This is a genomic window from Rhodobacter sp. JA431, assembly GCF_900217725.1.
GTDB lineage: Bacteria > Pseudomonadota > Alphaproteobacteria > Rhodobacterales > Rhodobacteraceae > Rhodobacter > Rhodobacter aestuarii.
In genome coordinates this window covers 45249-62175 of the sequence record NZ_OBMP01000005.1, presented here as the reverse complement: position 1 = coordinate 62175, position 16927 = coordinate 45249, and the positions used below count along the sequence as shown (strand labels likewise).

Below are 16927 nucleotides of genomic sequence, written 5' to 3'. Positions count from 1 at the left end.
GGATCGAGCGTAGAAAGTTTTACAGCGGCAGGTTAGTCAGGGGCCGCATGAATTGCGAGGCAGCCATGACCAACACGCTCACCGAAGAAGAACGCAAAACGCTTGAAATGACGGTGCTGATGACGCCCGATCTTGCCAATTTCTCGGGCAAGGTGCACGGCGGCGCGCTGCTCAACTGGCTCGACAGGGTCGCGTTCTCGCTCGCCTCGCGCTATTCGGGCCGCTACGCGGTGACGATCTCGGTCGACCAAGTGATCTTTAAAGAGCCGATCCATGTGGGCGAATTGGTGCGGTTTCGCGCCAGCGTAAACCATACTGGGCGCTCGTCGATGGAGATTGGCATCCGGGTTGAGGCGGAAAATATCCGCGAGGGCACGCGACGCCACACCAACAGCTGCTATTTTACCATGGTAGCGGTGGATGAGGCGGGCAAAACCGTGCCGGTGCCGCCGCTTGAACCTGCAAACGAAACCGAGAAGCTGCGCTGGAAAGCGGCGGAACTGCGCAAGGCGCTGCGGCGCGAACACGAAGCGCAGATGGAAGCCGCCGCGTTGGGGAAAACCGACTAAAGCCCGCTCCCGCGGGGAAGGGCGAGGGTTGTGCCGGTTCCCTCTAGGTCGCCGCCGAACTTCAGATAGATCACGCCCCAATGGGCTTTCTCTGTTCCGGCTGGGCCATCTGTCCATGTCCGGTTAAGATCAAACGCCGACAAACTTCGGTCGTCTTGCACCAGAAGGTCCGGGTAACGGCGTGCCATGAGCCGCGTAAGCCCATCTTGCAGGGCGATGCCCTCTTGCAGAGTGAATTTTGGGTCCTCTTCGCTGACCCTGCAGGTATGTTTTTCCTGCTCAAGGGCAAGACCAAACGGCTCATAAACGCGCTTGTAGGTGCTTTGGGGAATGTTGTTGACTTCGAAATGGGACGAAACGCCGTGCCCTGCCTTCGGGTAGTGTGCTTCCCAATCCTGCGTTGGGTCTTGAAGCCGCGACAGGCACCAAGTGTCAAACATATCGAGATAGGCTTGAACCCGGTCTTGCGCCGCGCCGGGGCTTGCAACAAGCGAAGCGGTCAGAAAGGTCTGAATAAGAAAGCGTTTCATAACGTGACCTTGTAATGAGGGGCGGCCCCGCAAGGCCGCCCTTCGATCTTTACGCGTGGATCGCGCCGTCGCCGCAGGCAAGGGCGGCTTCGCGCACCGCTTCCGAATAGGTCGGGTGGGCGTGGCAGGTCAGCGCGAGGTCTTGGGCCGAGGCGCCAAATTCCATCGCCACGCAAACCTCGTGGATCAGGTCGCCCGCGCCGGGGCCGATGATGTGGCAGCCCAAAATCCGGTCCGTCGTCGCATCTGCGAGCAGTTTCACAAACCCATCAGCTTGGAACACCGCTTTCGCGCGGCCATTACCCATGAAGGAGAACTTGCCCACCCTATAGGCGCGGCCTTCTTGCTTCAGCACCTCTTCGGTTTTGCCGACCGAGGCAACCTCGGGCGTGGTGTAGATGACGCCGGGGATCACGTCGTAATTCACATGGCCATGTTTGCCCGCAATCACTTCGGCCACGGCCATGCCTTCGTCTTCGGCCTTGTGGGCGAGCATCGGGCCCACAATCGCATCGCCAATCGCATAGAGGCCGGGGACCGAGGTCGCCCAATGGTCGTTGGTTTTCACCTGACCGCGCGGCAGCATCTCAACGCCGAGCGCCTCAAGCCCCAAACCGCCGGTGAAGGGTTTGCGGCCCGTTGCCACCAGCACCACTTCGGCCTCAATCTCGTGGGCGCTGTCATCTTTGCGCAGGGTGTATTTGACGGTGTTCTTGCTCTTCGATTTTTCGACCCCGCTCACGGCGGCGCCCAAAACGAAGTTGAGCCCCTGTTTCGTGAGGATCTTTTGCAGGCCTTTGGCGACCTCGGCATCCATGCCCGGGGTGATCGCGTCGAGATATTCGACCACAGTCACATCGGCGCCAAGACGTTTGTAGACCGAGCCAAGCTCAAGCCCAATCACGCCCGCGCCAATCACCACCATGGATTTGGGGATTTTCGGCAGGCTCAGCGCACCGGTGGAGGTGACCACGGTTTGCTCGTCAATCTCGATGCCGGGCAGGCTTGCGGCCTCAGACCCGGTTGCGATGACGATGTTCTTGGCCGAATGCACCTCGTCGCCGACTTTCACCTGACCCGCCGCCGGGATCGAGCCCCAGCCTTGCAGATAGGTGACCTTGTTCTTTTTGAACAAGAACTCGATGCCCTTGGTGTTGCCGTCGATCACGTCTTGTTTGTAAGATTGCATCTTCGCCCAATCGACCTTCACCTTGGCATTGGTGAGGCCCATTTTGTCGAAGTTCTCATGCATTTCATGCAGTTCATGCGTGGCATGAAGCAGCGCCTTGGAGGGGATGCAGCCCACATTGAGGCAGGTGCCGCCAAGCGCACCGCGCCCCTCGACACAGGCGGTTTTGAGCCCCAATTGGGCGCAGCGAATGGCACAGACATAGCCGCCCGGGCCGCCGCCGATCACGATAACGTCGAATTCTGCCATGGGTTTCGTCCTTTTTGACTGATCGCGCCGGGGGGCTGTCTGCCCCCCGAGACCCCCCGAGGATATTTTCACCAAGTCGAAGGGGGTGGAAAAGAAGGGGCGGCGCGGGGCCGCCCCTGAGCGTGAGATCAGAGATCCATTAGCAAGCGGCGCGGATCTTCGAGCGCTTCTTTGACGCGCACGAGGAAGGTCACCGCGCCTTTGCCATCGACGATGCGGTGGTCGTAGCTCAGCGCCAGATACATCATCGGGCGGATCACGATCTGGCCTTTGATCACCATCGGGCGCTCTTGGATTTTGTGCATGCCCAAAATGCCCGATTGCGGCGGGTTCAAGATCGGGCTCGACATCAGCGAGCCGTAAACGCCACCGTTCGAGATGGTGAAGGAGCCGCCTTGCATTTCCGCCATGGTCAGCTTGCCATCGCGGCCGCGTTTGCCCAGTGCGCCGATCTCTTTTTCAATCGTCGCAAAGCCTTTGGCATCGGCATCACGCACCACCGGCACAACAAGCCCCGACGGCGTGCCCACAGCCACGCCCATATGGACGTAGTTTTTGTAGATGATGTCGCCGCCATCAATTTCGGCGTTCACCTCGGGCACTTCTTTGAGCGCGTGGCAGCAGGCCTTCACAAAGAAGGACATGAAGCCCAGTTTCACGCCGTGCTTTTTCTCGAACTGGTCTTTGTAGGCGTTGCGCAGTTCCATCACCGCCGACATATCCACCTCGTTATAGGTGGTCAGCATCGCGGCGGTGTTTTGCGCGTCTTTCAGGCGGCGCGCGATGGTGGCGCGCAGGCGGGTCATTTTCACCCGTTCTTCGCGCGCGGCGTCTTCGGCAGGCACCGGGGCGCGCGGCACCGAAGCCGGCGGCGGCGCGATCGAGACTTGCGTGGTCGCGGGGGCGGGGGCCGGGGTCGCTGCGGCAGCGGCGGCCACATCTTCTTTCATGATACGGCCGTCGCGGCCCGTGCCGGTGACTTGATCGGGCGAAAGACCTGCCTCGGCCATCGCCTTTTTCGCAGCGGGCGCATGTTCAACATCTTTGCCGCCCGCAGCCGGGGCAGGGGCCGCCGCCGGGGCGGCGGCTTTTTGCGGGGCCGGAGCCGCGCCGCCCGCGCCTTCGGCGACGATGGCCAGCTTGCCCCCTGCGGCCACGGTGTCGCCTTCACCGGCAAAGATCTCGCTCAGCGTGCCTGCCACGGGGGAGGGCACCTCGACCGAGACTTTATCCGTTTCAAGCTCACACAGGATCTCATCCAGCGCGACACTGTCCCCAGCTTTCTTGAACCAGGTGGAAACGGTGGCTTCCGACACGCTTTCGCCCAGCGCAGGCACCATTACATCCGTCATCTTGACCTCTTGAGTAACCGGCGTGGCTTCTTCCCGGACAGCCTTGCCTTCGGATTTGGGTTGCGCGGGCGCCGCACCGGCGCCTGCGGAAGTCAGCGTGGCAAGCAGGGCATTCACGCCCACCGTCTCGCCCTCTGAGGCCACGATCTCGGCCAGCACCCCGGCTTCGGGGGCGCGGACCTCGACCGTCACCTTGTCAGTTTCAAGCTCGCACAGCATCTCGTCGGCGCTGACCGTCTCGCCCGGTTTTTTGAACCAAGTGGCAACGGTGGCCTCGGTGACGCTTTCGCCAAGCGTGGGGACACGAACATCGGTCATATCAGCCCTCCAGCGCGTCGTTGACGAGCGCGTCTTGCTCTGCCTTGTGGCGCGAGGCGAGACCGGTCGCCGGAGAGGCGGAACCCGCCCGGCCCGCGTAGCGCGGACGACCGTGCTTCGCGCCGATTTTCGACAGAACCCATTCAAGGTTCGGCTCGACGAAGGTCCAGCCGCCTTGGTTGCGCGGCTCTTCTTGGCACCAGATCACCTCGGCATCCTTGAAGCGGCCAAGCTCGGTCACCATCGAATGCGCCGGGAACGGATAGAATTGTTCAAGCCGCAGGATGTAGACATCTTCAAGCCCGCGTTTGTCGCGCTCGGCCAGCAGATCGTAGTAGACCTTGCCCGAGCAGATCACGACGCGTTTGATCTCGGCATCGGGTTTGAGCGTCAGTTCCGAATTGCCGTGGTGTTGGCCATCGGCATCATCCCAGTTCACGCGCCGGAAGAACGAGCCAGTGGTGAAATCTTCCGCCTTAGAGGTGCACAGCGGATGGCGCAGAAGCGATTTCGGCGTCATCAAGATGAGCGGTTTGCGGAAGTTGCGGTGGATCTGACGGCGCAGAATGTGGAAGTAGTTCGCAGGCGTTGAGCAGTTTGCGACGATCCAGTTATCTTCCGCCGAAAGCTGCAAGAAACGCTCCAGCCGCGCCGAGGAGTGCTCGGGCCCTTGGCCTTCAAACCCATGCGGCAGGAGGCAAACCAGCCCCGACATCCGCAGCCATTTGCGTTCGCCCGAGTTGATGAACTGGTCGAACATGATCTGCGCGCCGTTGGCGAAATCGCCAAACTGTGCTTCCCACAGCGTCAGCGCGTTCGGCTCGGCCAGCGAATAGCCATATTCAAACCCAAGCACGGCATATTCCGACAGCATCGAGTCGATGACTTCGTATTTTGCCTGACCAGGTTTGATGTGGTTGAGCGGGTAATAGCGTTCTTCGGTGGATTGGTTGATCAGCGCCGAATGGCGTTGGCTGAAGGTGCCACGCGCACAGTCTTGGCCCGCCAAACGCACCGGGAACCCCTCGGCCAATAGCGTGCCGAACGCCAATGCTTCGGCGGTGGCCCAGTCAAAGCCCTCGCCTTTTTCGAACATGGCTTTCTTGGCTTCGAGTTGGCGTGCCACGGTGCGGTGGATTTCAAAATCCTCCGGGTAGGTGGTCAGCGCCTTGCCCACTTCGGCAAAGAGTTCGGGCGACACCGGGGTCACGCCAGCATCGTAATCCGAAGTTTGCCGATCAAGGTGCTTCCAACGGCCATCGAGCCAGTCCGCCTTGTTCGGGCGGAACTGTTTACCGGCCTCGTATTCCTCGTTCAGCACCGCTTGGAAGGCGGCTTTCATATCGTCAATTTCGCCTTCGGGGATCAGCCCGTCCGCGACCAGACGCTCGGTGTAAAGCTGAAGCGTGGTTTTGTGGCCTTTGATGTTTTTGTACATCGCCGGGTTGGTGAACATCGGCTCATCGCCTTCGTTGTGCCCGAAGCGACGGTAGCAGAACATATCAATGACCACGTCTTTGCCGAATTTCTGGCGGAACTCGGTCGCCACTTTCGCGGCATGCACGACCGCTTCCGGGTCGTCGCCGTTCACGTGGAAGATGGGCGCTTCCACCATCAGGGCGATATCGGTCGGATAGGGCGAAGTGCGCGAGAAGTGCGGCGCCGTGGTGAAGCCGATTTGGTTGTTCACAACGATATGGATGCAGCCGCCGGTGCGGTGCCCCTTAATGCCCGAAAGCTGGAGACATTCGGCAACAACGCCTTGGCCAGCAAAAGCCGCATCACCATGCAAAAGCACCGGCAACACTTGTGTGCGCGGGTCATCGTTGAGTTGGTCTTGCTTGGCGCGGACCTTGCCCAGCACCACCGGGTTCACCGCCTCAAGGTGGCTGGGGTTCGCGGTCAGCGACAGGTGGACGGTTTGCCCGTCAAAGCTGCGGTCCGACGAGGCGCCGAGGTGGTATTTCACATCGCCCGAACCATCCACATCATCGGGCTTGTAAGAGCCGCCCTGAAACTCGTGGAAGATCGCGCGATAGGGTTTTTGCATCACCGTGGCGAGGATGTTCAACCGGCCCCGGTGCGGCATGCCGATGACGACCTCTTTCAGACCGAGCGCGCCACCGCGTTTGATGATCTGTTCCATCGCCGGAATGAGCGCCTCGGCCCCATCAAGGCCGAAACGTTTGGTGCCGGTGTATTTGACATGCAGGAACTTCTCAAAACCCTCGGCTTCTACCAGCTTGTTGAGAATGGCGCGACGGCCTTCCCGGGTGAACTGGATTTCTTTGCCGTAGCCTTCGATACGCTCTTTCAGCCAGCCCGCTTCCTCGGGGTTGGAGATGTGCATGTATTGCAGCGCGAAGGTGCCACAATAGGTGCGTTTGAGCACGTCGATGATCTGGCGCATCGAGGCGATTTGCAGCCCGAGCACGTTGTCGATGAAGATAGGGCGATCCATATCGGCATCGGTGAAGCCGTAAGACCGCGGGTCCAGTTCCGGATGGGGGTCGCCCGCGCGCATGCCGAGCGGGTCCAGATCGGCAATCAGGTGGCCCCGGATCCGGTAGGCACGAATGATCATCAGCGCGCGGATGGAATCGAGCACGGCGCGCTTGATCGCCTCTTCCGAGGCTTCAACGCCTGCCGCTTTTGCCGCTGCGGCAATCTTTTCGCTCGCCGCTTTGGTTTCTTTCGGCGCCACCGGCATCGGCCATTCGCCCGTCATCGCGGCGGTCAGATCGTCTTCCGGGCTCGGCGGCCAGTCGGCACGCGCCCAGCTCGGCCCATGGGCCGAGCGCTTTGCATCTACTTCGCTGTCCCCCAGCGAGGCGAAGAAAGCTGCCCAAGCCGGGTCCACCGAATTCGGGTCATTGGCGTAATTGGCGTAAAGCTGTTCGACATAATCTGCATTCGCCCCTTGCAGGAAGGACGAAGCATGCAGCTGGTCGTTCGGAGAGTGATCGTTCATCTGATGATCCTTGCGAGATCGGGTTGAGGGGCTGTGGGCGTCACGGCGCGGAATGCGCCGCGACAATTCGGTGTCATTGGCACGTGATGACGAGCACCTTCATGCCGGGCATATGGTCTTCGGGTTCGGTGATATAGCTCTCTTTGAGCGCTTTTCCGTGCTGCGCACACAGATGCGCGGGCGCGGCCTCCACGGCGGCAGGCGGCGCTGCGAACGGATCGTAATAGACGTAGCTGCCATTCGCCGTACCGGTGATGGCGGCCACCGCGTCCGAGCGGATGCCGGTCAATGCCTCGAAATCCATTTTTGACTGACGTCCCGCCGGAATCGGCGGCGCCATCGCCCCTACTGCGCTGGGCGCAGTGCAACACGGCCTATCGTCGCAGGCCGCAAGAGTTAGCATCAGGGGAGCGGCCAGAAGGGCCGACAAAAGGCGGGGCATTACGGCTCCAAAGATCAGTTACGATAGGGATAGGCGGCGCTCGGCAGACCTGCGGCTTGTGCGCAGGCAATGTCATAATTGCCGCCTGCATTTTCCGGGCCACAGGTCGCGGCGGTGCCATCGACGATGGTCGCATTACTGCGCGCCGAATTCGCCATTGCATAGCCGGTCGAGCCGGTGGGCGTGGTGCCTTGCGGAACTTTTTGCGTCGTCACGATCGGGTAGGTGGTGATCGGGCCATAAGCGGAGGGCAGAACCTGACCGCGGCCATCCATCGTCGCACCCGTGGTATCAGACACGCCAACATAATTGGCGGTGCCGCATCCGGCGAGCGACAGGCTGATCAGAAGGGCGGTGCCCATCATCTTGTGCGATCTCATTCGAACCTCCCGTTTCTGACCGCGTCCGGCCTTTGATCCTCGGTGAACCGAGGCACTCGATACGGCGAAACGGCCTAAGGTCGCTTGGCGGTAACGAGCGGGGTCGCGGTTCCTTGGCAACCGCGACCCCGTGGGCCTTAGCCCTTCTTGATCGCTTCCAGCACCGCTTCGCCCAGCGTTGCGGGGCTATCGGCCACCACGATCCCGGCCTTTTTCATGGCTTCGATCTTGCTTTCCGCATCGCCTTTGCCGCCCGAAACGATGGCGCCGGCATGGCCCATACGGCGGCCCGGAGGGGCGGTGCGCCCGGCAATGAAGCCCGCGGTCGGTTTCCAGCGGCCTTTTTTCTTTTGTTCGATCAGGAATTCGGCGGCTTCTTCTTCCGCCGAGCCACCAATTTCGCCGATCATGATGATCGAGGTGGTTTCCGGGTCATTGAGGAACATCTCAAGCACGTCGATATGCTCGGTGCCTTTGATCGGGTCGCCGCCGATGCCCACCGCCGAGGATTGGCCAAGGCCCACGTCGGTGGTTTGCTTCACGGCTTCATAGGTGAGCGTGCCCGAACGCGACACCACGCCGACCGAGCCACGCTTGAAGATCGAACCGGGCATGATGCCGATCTTGCAGGCGTCGGGCGTCATCACACCGGGGCAGTTCGGGCCGATGAGGCGCGATTTGCTGTCCACCAGCGCGCGTTTCACCCGCATCATGTCGAGCACCGGAATGCCCTCGGTGATGCAAACGATCAGTTCCATCTCGGCGTCGATCGCTTCAAGGATGCTGTCCGCCGCATAGGGCGGGGGCACGTAGATCGCGGTCGCATCGGCGCCGGTGACGTGTTTGGCTTCGTGGACTGAGTTGAAGACCGGCAGGCCGAGGTGCTCAGAGCCGCCTTTGCCCGGCGTCACGCCGCCGACCATTTTGGTGCCATAGGCGATGGCTTGTTCCGAGTGGAAGGTGCCTTGGCTGCCGGTGAACCCTTGGCAGATGACCTTGGTGTTTTCGTTTACGAGGACTGCCATGTGGCGTTCTCCCTATGAAATCGGCGACACATGCGCCTTGATCCTAATTCTCTCGGGCCAGATGTAGCCCGCGGTTTATCTCGTTTGGCCAAGCGCTTGAGACGCGTAGGCATGAAGCTCGTGGGCGAAGTCGTCGACGGTGCCTTCAACGCTGCGGCCTGAGTAGCCCAGACCTTTGTCTTTGTTGTAGGCCGCCAACCAAGCCGAGATGCGGATGCCAGCTTGCGAAAAGGCGGGATGATCAACCTTCAGAAACACGATGCGCCCCATTTTGGCGTGGGTGTCGAAACGTATTTCCTTCAACGCGCTCCACGGAACTTCCCGCTTGGTAACCTGGCGGTCGTGGAAACCCGTCGCGCTCAGGAGCATGCCTGCCGGACGTAGCTTTTGACGCAGTCCCAAAAGCAAAGGGGGCATGGAAATCGCCATGAACACCAAACCGATCACGGTCATGATCTCTGCATCCGAGCGGCTTGCGCCGCGCAGTGCGATGATGTTCAGGGCGAGAAGAAGACCCAAGACAAAGATGGTGAGGCCAAACATCAGTTCGGCTGTCCCCAGTTTCTTTGTCGGTAGAATTTTCGTTTCCATGCGCGCTTTCGCCTTAGCCTTTCACCGCTGCCACGATCTTCTTGGCACCGTCGGCCAGATCATCGGCCGCAATCACGTTAAGGCCGGATTTCGCGATGATCTCTTTGCCAAGTTCGACGTTCGTGCCTTCAAGGCGCACGACCAGCGGCACTTTGAGGCCCACTTCGGTCACCGCCGCAAGCACGCCTTCGGCGATGATGTCACAGCGCATGATGCCGCCAAAGATGTTGACGAGGATGCCTTTCACCTTCGGGTCGGAGGTGATGATTTTGAAGGCCTCGGTCACTTTCTCTTTCGTGGCGCCGCCGCCGACATCAAGGAAGTTGGCCGGTTCCGAGCCATAAAGCTTGATGATGTCCATCGTGGCCATCGCAAGGCCCGCGCCGTTCACCATGCAACCGATCTCGCCATCGAGCGCGATGTAGTTTAGATCGAACCGCGAGGCTTCCAGCTCTTTCGGGTCTTCTTCGGTCACGTCGCGCAGATCGAGAATATCGGGCTGGCGATACAGGGCGTTGTTGTCAAAGCCCAGTTTTGCGTCGAGCACCTTGATGTGATGGTCGGTGGTGACGATCAGCGGGTTGATCTCCAGCATCTCCATGTCCTTCTCAAGGAAGGCTTTGTAGAGCTTTTTGATCAGCGCGACGCAATGTTTGATCAGCACGCCTTCCAGCCCGAGCGCAAAGGCGATGCGGCGGCCGTGGAAATCGCTCAGGCCGGTGGCCGGATCAACGGAGAAGGAGAGGATTTTCTCAGGGGTCGAGGCCGCCACTTCCTCGATGTCCATGCCGCCCTCGGTCGAGCAGACAAAAGACACGCGCGAGGTTTTGCGGTCGATCAGAAGGGCGAGGTAAAGCTCGCGCTCAATGTCCGAGCCTTCTTCGATGTAGACGCGGTTGACTTGTTTGCCTGCCGGGCCGGTTTGGTGCGTGACCAGCGTGCGGCCCAGCATCTTGCGGGCTTCGGTTTCGGCCTCGGCCACCGAACGCGCCAAGCGCACGCCGCCTTTTTCGCCGGCTTCGGGCTCAACGAAATGGCCTTTGCCGCGACCGCCCGCATGGATTTGGGCCTTCACCACCCAAAGCGGGCCGTCCAACTCCCCTGCCGCCGATTTCGCTTCGTCGGCCTTGAGTACGACCCGCCCTTCCGAGACCGGGCAGCCGTAGCTCTTGAGGAGCTGCTTGGCCTGATATTCGTGAATATTCATGGCTTGGTTCCCACGCTGTTTTCTTTGAACTTGGTGTGGCACATTCACCGCATGTAACAAAATGATAAATGCGCAAAAGCTAGGCGAAGTGCGAAGAAATTCGGTTTTGTGATCACGCTTTTTAGAACTGTGATCACAAAAAGCAAAATGCGGTTCGTCTTGCTTGCGGTAACGGAATCGGCTCACATTTCAGTAAGGCATTTCGGGGGTGAAGATGGTGTCTTGGGCGGTTGTCGCGATGGCCGATGAACCGGCGTCGCTTTTGGCGGCTTGGGCCGGGCATCATTTGGAGATGGGTGCGGCAGAGGTGCATCTGTGCCTTGATCGCCCCAATCCAGAAGCGGTGGCGCTTTTATCAGGTGGCAAAGGCGTGCATCTGCATGAGGATGGCGAGGACGCTTGGGCCTTTCGTAGCGTCGGGCGGCGGCCCAAAACCCAAAACGGGCGGCAGAAGTACCATGCGAGCCGCATCTTGGCGAAGACGCGGGCCGATTGGCTGTTGCATTGTGATGCTGATGAATTCCTGTTCCCGACCCCGGTGGGCGAAACGGTTGAGAGGATTCTTGCGCGTATCGAACCCGATAAGACATGGGTGCAGGCCTTGGTGGCGGAGCGGGTGCGGGTGCGCGGTCGCCCGGTGCAAGATATCTTCTCGGGCGTGTTTCGGCTGCCGTGGGAGCGGTTTGAGACGGAGGGCGCGGCGCTCTACGGCGCCGAGGCGGGGGAATTGCTGCATCATGGCCTGAGCGGGCATCATATGGGCAAGGCGATGGTGCGGGCGGGGCGGGGCCTTTTTGTCGGCGTGCATCATGCGCTGACGCGCTATGATCCCCCGGAGCGCGATCCAAATCTTGTGCCCGCAGCGGGGTTGCGGGTGCTGCATTTCGATGGGCTGACCGAATTGCATTATCTGCTGAAGATGCTGCGTTACGGGCTCGATCCGCATTTCGGCAAACCCGACCCGCATGCGGGGCCGCGCTGGCGGCAGATTTCTGCGGTTTTGGACGATGTGCAAGCGCCTGAACGGCTGGAGTTGATCCATATGGCGGCCAAAACCATCACGCCCGCGCAGGCGCAGGGCTTGGCCGAGCGTATCTTGCTGCGCCGCTGGGCGCCCGAGATTGGCGCGCGGGCTGCGACCGTGATCCCCAACCTGCCGGATTTGACGCCTGCAGCCTTTGATGCAGATTTAATGGCGCGGGAGGCGGCGCTCTTGGAGGCTTTGCGGCTTAAGCTGGGCTTCGATCCCGTCCCGCATCTCGGCCAATAAAAAGGGCGGGGAAATCCCCGCCCCTTCAAAACTTTGACAATGGCGCGTCTTAGGCCAGCGTCGGGTCGATGCCTTTGCAGGCGGTGACGAGGCCTTTGACCGCATCAACCGACTTGTCGAACATCGCTTGCTCGTCGGCGTTCAGCTTGATGTCGACGACTTTTTCGATGCCGCCAGCACCGATGATCGTCGGCACGCCGACATACATGCCATCAAGGCCAAAGGCGCCATCCACCCAAGCTGCGCAGGGCAGCAGGCGTTTTTGGTCTTTCAAATAGGCTTCCGCCATTTCGATGGCCGAGGTGGCCGGGGCATAGAAGGCCGAGCCGGTTTTCAACAGGCCAACGATCTCAGCGCCGCCGTCACGGGTGCGCTGGATGATGCCGTCGAGTTTTTCTTGCGTGGTCCAGCCCATCGCCACCAGATCCGGCAGCGGGATGCCCGCAACGGTCGAGTAACGCGCGAGCGGCACCATCGTGTCGCCGTGGCCGCCGAGCACGAAGGCGGTGACATCTTTCATCGACACACCGAATTCAACCGACAGGAAGTGACGGAAACGCGCCGAGTCGAGCACGCCAGCCATGCCCACAACTTTTTCGGCCGGCAGGCCGGAGAATTGTTGCAGCGCCCAAACCATCGCGTCGAGCGGGTTGGTGATGCAGATCACGAAAGCGTTCGGCGCGTGGGCGGCAATGCCTTCGCCAACCGATTTCATGACTTTGAGGTTGATGCCCAGAAGGTCATCACGCGACATGCCCGGCTTGCGCGGCACGCCGGCGGTCACGATGCACACATCGGCACCCGCGATATCGGCATAGTCATTGGTGCCTTTGAAGCAGCCGTCAAAGCCTTCCGACGGGCCGGATTCGGCGATGTCGAGCGCTTTGCCCTGCGGCGTGCCCTCGGCGATGTCGAAAAGGACGACGTCGCCCAGTTCTTTGATCGCGGCGAGATGGGCAAGCGTGCCACCGATTTGACCTGCGCCGATAAGGGCGATCTTGGGTCGGGCCATGGGTTCCTCCAAAGGTCGTTCTGTTATGATGGTTGGCCGAAGGGTTAGCGTTTTGGGGCGCGTCTGTCCATAGTGCTGCGCCGCCGCATCGGCTCTACAGATAAATTGTATGCAACGGCATGCCGAATTTGGGGGATGTTTGCGCTAAACAATTCCTTGCAGCCGAGAAGGCGATGGTCCATCCGAGGTGCTCGCAAGGCGGGGCGCAGCCGGGCCGCCCCTGATTCTCGGAGCGGCGCATGGAACTTGATGCCTTTGGCTGGGCAATGGCAATCGCGGCAGCGATCAGTGTGGGGATTGCCAAGGGCGGTTTGCCGATGGCGTCGTCGCTTTCGGTGCCGCTTCTGGCGGGGGTGATGAACCCTGTTGCGGCAGCGGGCTTGCTGCTGCCTGTCTATATTATTTCTGATGTGTTCGGGCTGATTGCCTATCGACGCGAGTTTGATGCGCGCGTGCTCAAGATCATGGTGCCTGCGACGGCGATTGGTGTCGGCGTGGGCTGGGCGACGGCGAGCGTGGTGCCCGAAGTCGCGGTCACGGCGCTTGTGGGGATCATCGGCGTGGTCTTTGCGCTCAATGCGCTGATCCGCCCACATTTGGGCATGTCGCAGCGGGCACGTGTGGCACCGGGGATCTTTTGGGGCACGCTGACCGGGTTCACGAGCTTTGTGAGCCATTCGGGCGGGCCGCCCTATCAGGCCTACACGATCCCGCTCGGGATGCCGCGCACGGTTTTTGCGGGGACCTCGACGATCTTGTTTGCTTGGGTCAATGCGATCAAGCTCGTGCCCTATGCGGCGCTGGGGCAGTTGAACTTTTCCAGCATTGGCTTGGCGTTGAAGCTCGCGCCTTTTGCGGCGCTGGCCGTTTGGGGCGGGGTGAAACTGGTGCGGATTATTCCGCATGACACCTTCTATAAAATCGTCACTTGGGCGTTGTTGCTGATTTCGCTCAAGCTGCTTTGGGACGTGTTCCTGTAGCGGTTGCCCTTCTAAATTCTGCGCTGCGGCAAATCTCTGCTTGCTGAAAGTGTCTGCGATGTGTTTGTTGGCGCAAGATTGTTGCGAGGAGAGAATCATGACGGACGCCGCTGCCCGCCCCTATCGCTCGGTGCTTTACATCCCCGGCTCGAAAGAGCGCGCGTTGGAAAAAGCCACCACGCTGGCCTGCGACGCGATCATTTTCGACCTCGAAGACGCGGTGGCTGTGGATGAAAAAGTCAACGCCCGCGCCACGCTGATTAAGGCGCTGACCGAGGCAGATTATGGCGCGCGCGCGCGGATTGTGCGGATCAACGGCCTTGACACCGAATGGGGCCGCGATGACGTGCTGGCGATGGCCGAAGCCGTGCACAATGGCGCCAAAATCGACGCGATCTTGATCCCGAAAGTGTCGATGAAAGGGGATCTCGACGCCGTCGCAAACCTGATCAACGGCATGCCGCTTTGGGCGATGATGGAAACCGCGATGGGGATGCTCAACGCCGCCGAGATTGCCGCGCATCCGCGCCTTGAGGGCATGGTGATGGGCACGAATGACTTGGCGAAGGAATTGCAAAGCCGGTTCCGCGCCGATCGTCTGCCGTTGGTGACGGGGTTGGGCCTGTGCCTTTTGGCTGCCAAGACCTATGGCCGGATCATTGTCGATGGCGTCTATAACGCCTTCAAAGACGATGAGGGGCTGAAGGTCGAATGCGATCAGGGGCGCGATATGGGCTTTGATGGCAAGACGCTGATCCACCCGGCGCAGCTTGATGTGGCCAATGCCGCCTTCGCGCCCTCGGAAGCCGAAACGGACCTTGCCCGCCGCCAGATCGCCGCTTTTGACGCGGCGCAAGCCGAGGGGCTTGGCGTTGCGGTTGTGGATGGAAAGATTGTCGAAAACCTGCATATCGTGACCGCGCGGCAGGTCCTTGCGAAAGCGGAGGCGATTGCCGCGCTCGCCAACTAGGGGACCGGCTATGTCAATTCTTATCCTCGGCATCCTGCTTTGGGTGCTGCCGCATCTGTTCAAACGCCTCGCTCCGCGCCGCCATCTGATGATGATGCCGCAGATCAAGGCGATGGTCGCGGGCTTCGTGCTTGTGGGCGTTGTGCTGATGGTGATCGGCTATCGCATGGCGGATGTTGTGCCGATTTACAGCCCGTTGCCGGGTATGGGGCACGCCAATAACACGCTGATGTTGATCTCGATCTACCTGTTTGGCGTCAGCGGCGCGCGCTCGGTTCTGATTGATAAGATCCGCCATCCGATGCTTTGGGGAATGGTGATTTGGTCGGTGTCGCATCTGTTGGTGAACGGCGATCTGTCCTCGATCTTGCTCTTTGGCGCGCTCGGCCTTTGGGCCGTGGGGGAGATGGTGCTGATCAACCGCGCTGGCCCGTGGAAACGCCCGAAACCGGGCAAGCTTTTGGGCGATCTGAAAAACCTGATCGGCACGGCGCTGGTCTATGGTGTGATCACTTGGATCCACAGCCTCTTGGGCCACAATCCGTTCTTGGGAAGCTACTGATGCAACTTTATCGCCTGCTGACCGAGGATGATACTTCCGCCTTTTGCCACAAGGTCTCGCTTGCGCTGTCAAAGGGGTGGTCGCTTTACGGCGACCCGACCTATGCCTTTGATGCGGCGCGTGGGGTGATGCGCTGTGCGCAGGCGGTCGTGAAGGAGGTAGAGGGAGACTACCACCCCGATCTGAAACTGGGAGAGCAGTAAACATGGCGACGAAGACGAATCCGGGCCGTTTTTTTGAAGATTACAAGGTGGGGCAGGTCATTGCCCATGCCGTGCCGCGTACCGTGGCCGAGGGGGAGCGCGCGCTCTATCATGCGCTTTATCCCGCGCGGCATGCGCTTTATTCGAGCGACGCCTTCGCGGCAGACTGCGGGCTGGATGGTTCGCCGCTTGATGATCTGATCGCCTTCCATGTGGTCTTTGGCAAAACGGTCCCGGATGTGTCTTTGAACGCCGTGGCGAACCTTGGCTATGGCGAGGGGCGCTGGCTCTTGCCGGTCTATCCCGGCGACACGTTGCGCTCGGTCTCCGAAGTGATCGGGCTCAAGCAAAACTCCAACGGCAAATCGGGGGTGGTTTATGTCCGTACCCGCGGGCTGAACCAAAACGACGAGGTCGTGCTGGAATATGTGCGCTGGGTGATGGTGCGCAAACGCGATCTGGATGCCCCCGCGCCCGAAACCGTTCTGCCCGAATTGCGCAAAGTGGTGCCCGCCGAGGATCTGGTGATCCCCGAGGGGCTCAGCTTTGAGGACTATGATTTCACGCAAGCGGGCGAGCCGCACCGCTGGGGCGATTACGAGATTGGCGAGAAGATCGACCACGTCGATGGCGTGACGATCGAGGAGGCCGAGCATATGCTGGCCACGCGTTTGTGGCAAAACACCGCCAAAGTGCATTTCGACGCCACCTTCCGCGAAGATGGCAAGCGCCTGATCTACGGTGGCCACGTCATCAGCATGGCGCGCGCGCTTTCCTTCAATGGGTTGGCGAATGCGCAAATGATTGTCGCGCTGAATGGTGGGGCGCATGCGAACCCCTGTTTTGCGGGGGATACCGTCAAGGCATGGTCTGAAGTGCTGGATAAGGCCGAAACCGATGCGCCGGGCATCGGCGCAATCCGGTTGCGGTTGGTTGCCGTGAAGCAAGGGGCCGCGCCTTTCGCGCTCAAGGGCGAAGATGGCAAATATGCCCCCGAAGTGCTGCTTGATCTCGACTATTGGGCGCTGATGCCGCTTTGATCCGACTCAGGCGCCGCTTCAAACCGCTTCGACCCACGATCCTGCCACCCGCCCATGCTTTGGGCGG

The 16927-nt window shown here is 60.6% G+C and carries 17 protein-coding genes; 7 read left to right on the top strand and 10 right to left on the bottom strand.

Annotated elements, in window-relative coordinates:
- Positions 1–65: 65 nt before the first annotated feature.
- Positions 66–569, top strand: a complete 504-nt coding sequence (locus CRO18_RS11475; protein WP_076483679.1) for an acyl-CoA thioesterase — start codon at positions 66–68, stop codon at positions 567–569.
- Here the strand turns inward: CRO18_RS11475 and CRO18_RS11470 are convergent.
- The 9 genes from CRO18_RS11470 to sucC form a co-directional block, all read right to left on the bottom strand.
- On the bottom strand, positions 566–1099 hold the full coding sequence (locus CRO18_RS11470) for a hypothetical protein (RefSeq protein ID WP_097082220.1): 534 nt from the start codon (positions 1097–1099) through the stop codon (positions 566–568). The genes CRO18_RS11475 and CRO18_RS11470 overlap by 4 nt on opposite strands.
- A gap of 49 nt (positions 1100–1148) precedes the next feature.
- Positions 1149–2537, bottom strand: a complete 1389-nt coding sequence (lpdA, locus tag CRO18_RS11465; RefSeq protein WP_076483677.1) for a dihydrolipoyl dehydrogenase — start codon at positions 2535–2537, stop codon at positions 1149–1151.
- 128 nt (positions 2538–2665) lie between these two features.
- Entirely contained in the window at positions 2666–4207 is a 1542-nt protein-coding gene (gene odhB / locus CRO18_RS11460) for a 2-oxoglutarate dehydrogenase complex dihydrolipoyllysine-residue succinyltransferase (protein WP_097082219.1), read from the bottom strand.
- A gap of 1 nt (position 4208) precedes the next feature.
- Entirely contained in the window at positions 4209–7178 is a 2970-nt protein-coding gene (locus CRO18_RS11455; protein ID WP_076483675.1) for a 2-oxoglutarate dehydrogenase E1 component, read from the bottom strand.
- Between the two features lie 73 nt (positions 7179–7251).
- Positions 7252–7482 (bottom strand): hypothetical protein, encoded by a 231-nt coding sequence (locus tag CRO18_RS11450; RefSeq protein WP_097082218.1) that lies wholly within the window; start codon positions 7480–7482, stop codon positions 7252–7254.
- A 152-nt stretch (positions 7483–7634) separates the two neighbouring features.
- Positions 7635–8000, bottom strand: coding sequence for a hypothetical protein (locus CRO18_RS11445; protein WP_139327788.1), 366 nt, complete (start codon positions 7998–8000; stop codon positions 7635–7637).
- Between the two features lie 137 nt (positions 8001–8137).
- Positions 8138–9025, bottom strand: coding sequence for a succinate--CoA ligase subunit alpha (gene sucD / locus CRO18_RS11440; protein WP_076483672.1), 888 nt, complete (start codon positions 9023–9025; stop codon positions 8138–8140).
- A 75-nt stretch (positions 9026–9100) separates the two neighbouring features.
- On the bottom strand, positions 9101–9616 hold the full coding sequence (locus tag CRO18_RS11435; RefSeq protein WP_097082217.1) for a hypothetical protein: 516 nt from the start codon (positions 9614–9616) through the stop codon (positions 9101–9103).
- 13 nt (positions 9617–9629) lie between these two features.
- Entirely contained in the window at positions 9630–10823 is a 1194-nt protein-coding gene (sucC, locus tag CRO18_RS11430; protein ID WP_076483670.1) for an ADP-forming succinate--CoA ligase subunit beta, read from the bottom strand.
- A gap of 214 nt (positions 10824–11037) precedes the next feature.
- On the opposite strand from sucC, the gene CRO18_RS11425 reads away from it, so the two are divergent.
- The gene (locus CRO18_RS11425) at positions 11038–12093 is read left to right on the top strand and encodes a glycosyltransferase family 2 protein (RefSeq protein ID WP_097082216.1); all 1056 of its coding nucleotides are present in this window, start codon (positions 11038–11040) and stop codon (positions 12091–12093) included.
- Between the two features lie 49 nt (positions 12094–12142).
- Here the strand turns inward: CRO18_RS11425 and mdh are convergent, their stop codons facing one another.
- On the bottom strand, positions 12143–13105 hold the full coding sequence (gene mdh / locus CRO18_RS11420; protein ID WP_076483668.1) for a malate dehydrogenase: 963 nt from the start codon (positions 13103–13105) through the stop codon (positions 12143–12145).
- Between the two features lie 239 nt (positions 13106–13344).
- On the opposite strand from mdh, the gene CRO18_RS11415 reads away from it, so the two are divergent.
- The 5 genes from CRO18_RS11415 to CRO18_RS11395 all read left to right on the top strand — a co-directional run bounded on the left by CRO18_RS11415 (position 13345) and on the right by CRO18_RS11395 (position 16860).
- Complete coding sequence (locus tag CRO18_RS11415; protein WP_097082215.1) at positions 13345–14085, top strand: sulfite exporter TauE/SafE family protein; 741 nt, start codon at positions 13345–13347, stop codon at positions 14083–14085.
- Positions 14086–14182: 97 nt separating this feature from the next.
- Positions 14183–15055, top strand: coding sequence for a CoA ester lyase (locus CRO18_RS11410; protein ID WP_076483666.1), 873 nt, complete (start codon positions 14183–14185; stop codon positions 15053–15055).
- A 10-nt stretch (positions 15056–15065) separates the two neighbouring features.
- The gene (locus CRO18_RS11405) at positions 15066–15617 is read left to right on the top strand and encodes an NnrU family protein (RefSeq protein WP_097082214.1); all 552 of its coding nucleotides are present in this window, start codon (positions 15066–15068) and stop codon (positions 15615–15617) included.
- A complete protein-coding gene (locus CRO18_RS11400) occupies positions 15617–15820 on the top strand; it encodes a DUF1737 domain-containing protein (protein WP_170952646.1) in 204 nt (67 codons plus the stop codon). Before CRO18_RS11405 ends, CRO18_RS11400 begins: the two co-directional genes overlap by 1 nt.
- A 2-nt stretch (positions 15821–15822) precedes the next feature.
- Entirely contained in the window at positions 15823–16860 is a 1038-nt protein-coding gene (locus CRO18_RS11395) for a MaoC family dehydratase (protein WP_097082213.1), read from the top strand.
- Positions 16861–16927 lie beyond the last annotated feature (67 nt).

Coding starts and splice junctions, on each gene's coding strand:
- CRO18_RS11475 (WP_076483679.1), top strand. CDS start 66: ATGACCAACACGCTCACCGAAGAAGAACGCAAAACGCTTGAAATGACG.
- CRO18_RS11470 (WP_097082220.1), bottom strand. CDS start 1,099: ATGAAACGCTTTCTTATTCAGACCTTTCTGACCGCTTCGCTTGTTGCA.
- lpdA (WP_076483677.1), bottom strand. CDS start 2,537: ATGGCAGAATTCGACGTTATCGTGATCGGCGGCGGCCCGGGCGGCTAT.
- odhB (WP_097082219.1), bottom strand. CDS start 4,207: ATGACCGATGTTCGTGTCCCCACGCTTGGCGAAAGCGTCACCGAGGCC.
- CRO18_RS11455 (WP_076483675.1), bottom strand. CDS start 7,178: ATGAACGATCACTCTCCGAACGACCAGCTGCATGCTTCGTCCTTCCTG.
- CRO18_RS11450 (WP_097082218.1), bottom strand. CDS start 7,482: ATGGATTTCGAGGCATTGACCGGCATCCGCTCGGACGCGGTGGCCGCC.
- CRO18_RS11445 (WP_139327788.1), bottom strand. CDS start 8,000: ATGAGATCGCACAAGATGATGGGCACCGCCCTTCTGATCAGCCTGTCG.
- sucD (WP_076483672.1), bottom strand. CDS start 9,025: ATGGCAGTCCTCGTAAACGAAAACACCAAGGTCATCTGCCAAGGGTTC.
- CRO18_RS11435 (WP_097082217.1), bottom strand. CDS start 9,616: ATGGAAACGAAAATTCTACCGACAAAGAAACTGGGGACAGCCGAACTG.
- sucC (WP_076483670.1), bottom strand. CDS start 10,823: ATGAATATTCACGAATATCAGGCCAAGCAGCTCCTCAAGAGCTACGGC.
- CRO18_RS11425 (WP_097082216.1), top strand. CDS start 11,038: ATGGTGTCTTGGGCGGTTGTCGCGATGGCCGATGAACCGGCGTCGCTT.
- mdh (WP_076483668.1), bottom strand. CDS start 13,105: ATGGCCCGACCCAAGATCGCCCTTATCGGCGCAGGTCAAATCGGTGGC.
- CRO18_RS11415 (WP_097082215.1), top strand. CDS start 13,345: ATGGAACTTGATGCCTTTGGCTGGGCAATGGCAATCGCGGCAGCGATC.
- CRO18_RS11410 (WP_076483666.1), top strand. CDS start 14,183: ATGACGGACGCCGCTGCCCGCCCCTATCGCTCGGTGCTTTACATCCCC.
- CRO18_RS11405 (WP_097082214.1), top strand. CDS start 15,066: ATGTCAATTCTTATCCTCGGCATCCTGCTTTGGGTGCTGCCGCATCTG.
- CRO18_RS11400 (WP_170952646.1), top strand. CDS start 15,617: ATGCAACTTTATCGCCTGCTGACCGAGGATGATACTTCCGCCTTTTGC.
- CRO18_RS11395 (WP_097082213.1), top strand. CDS start 15,823: ATGGCGACGAAGACGAATCCGGGCCGTTTTTTTGAAGATTACAAGGTG.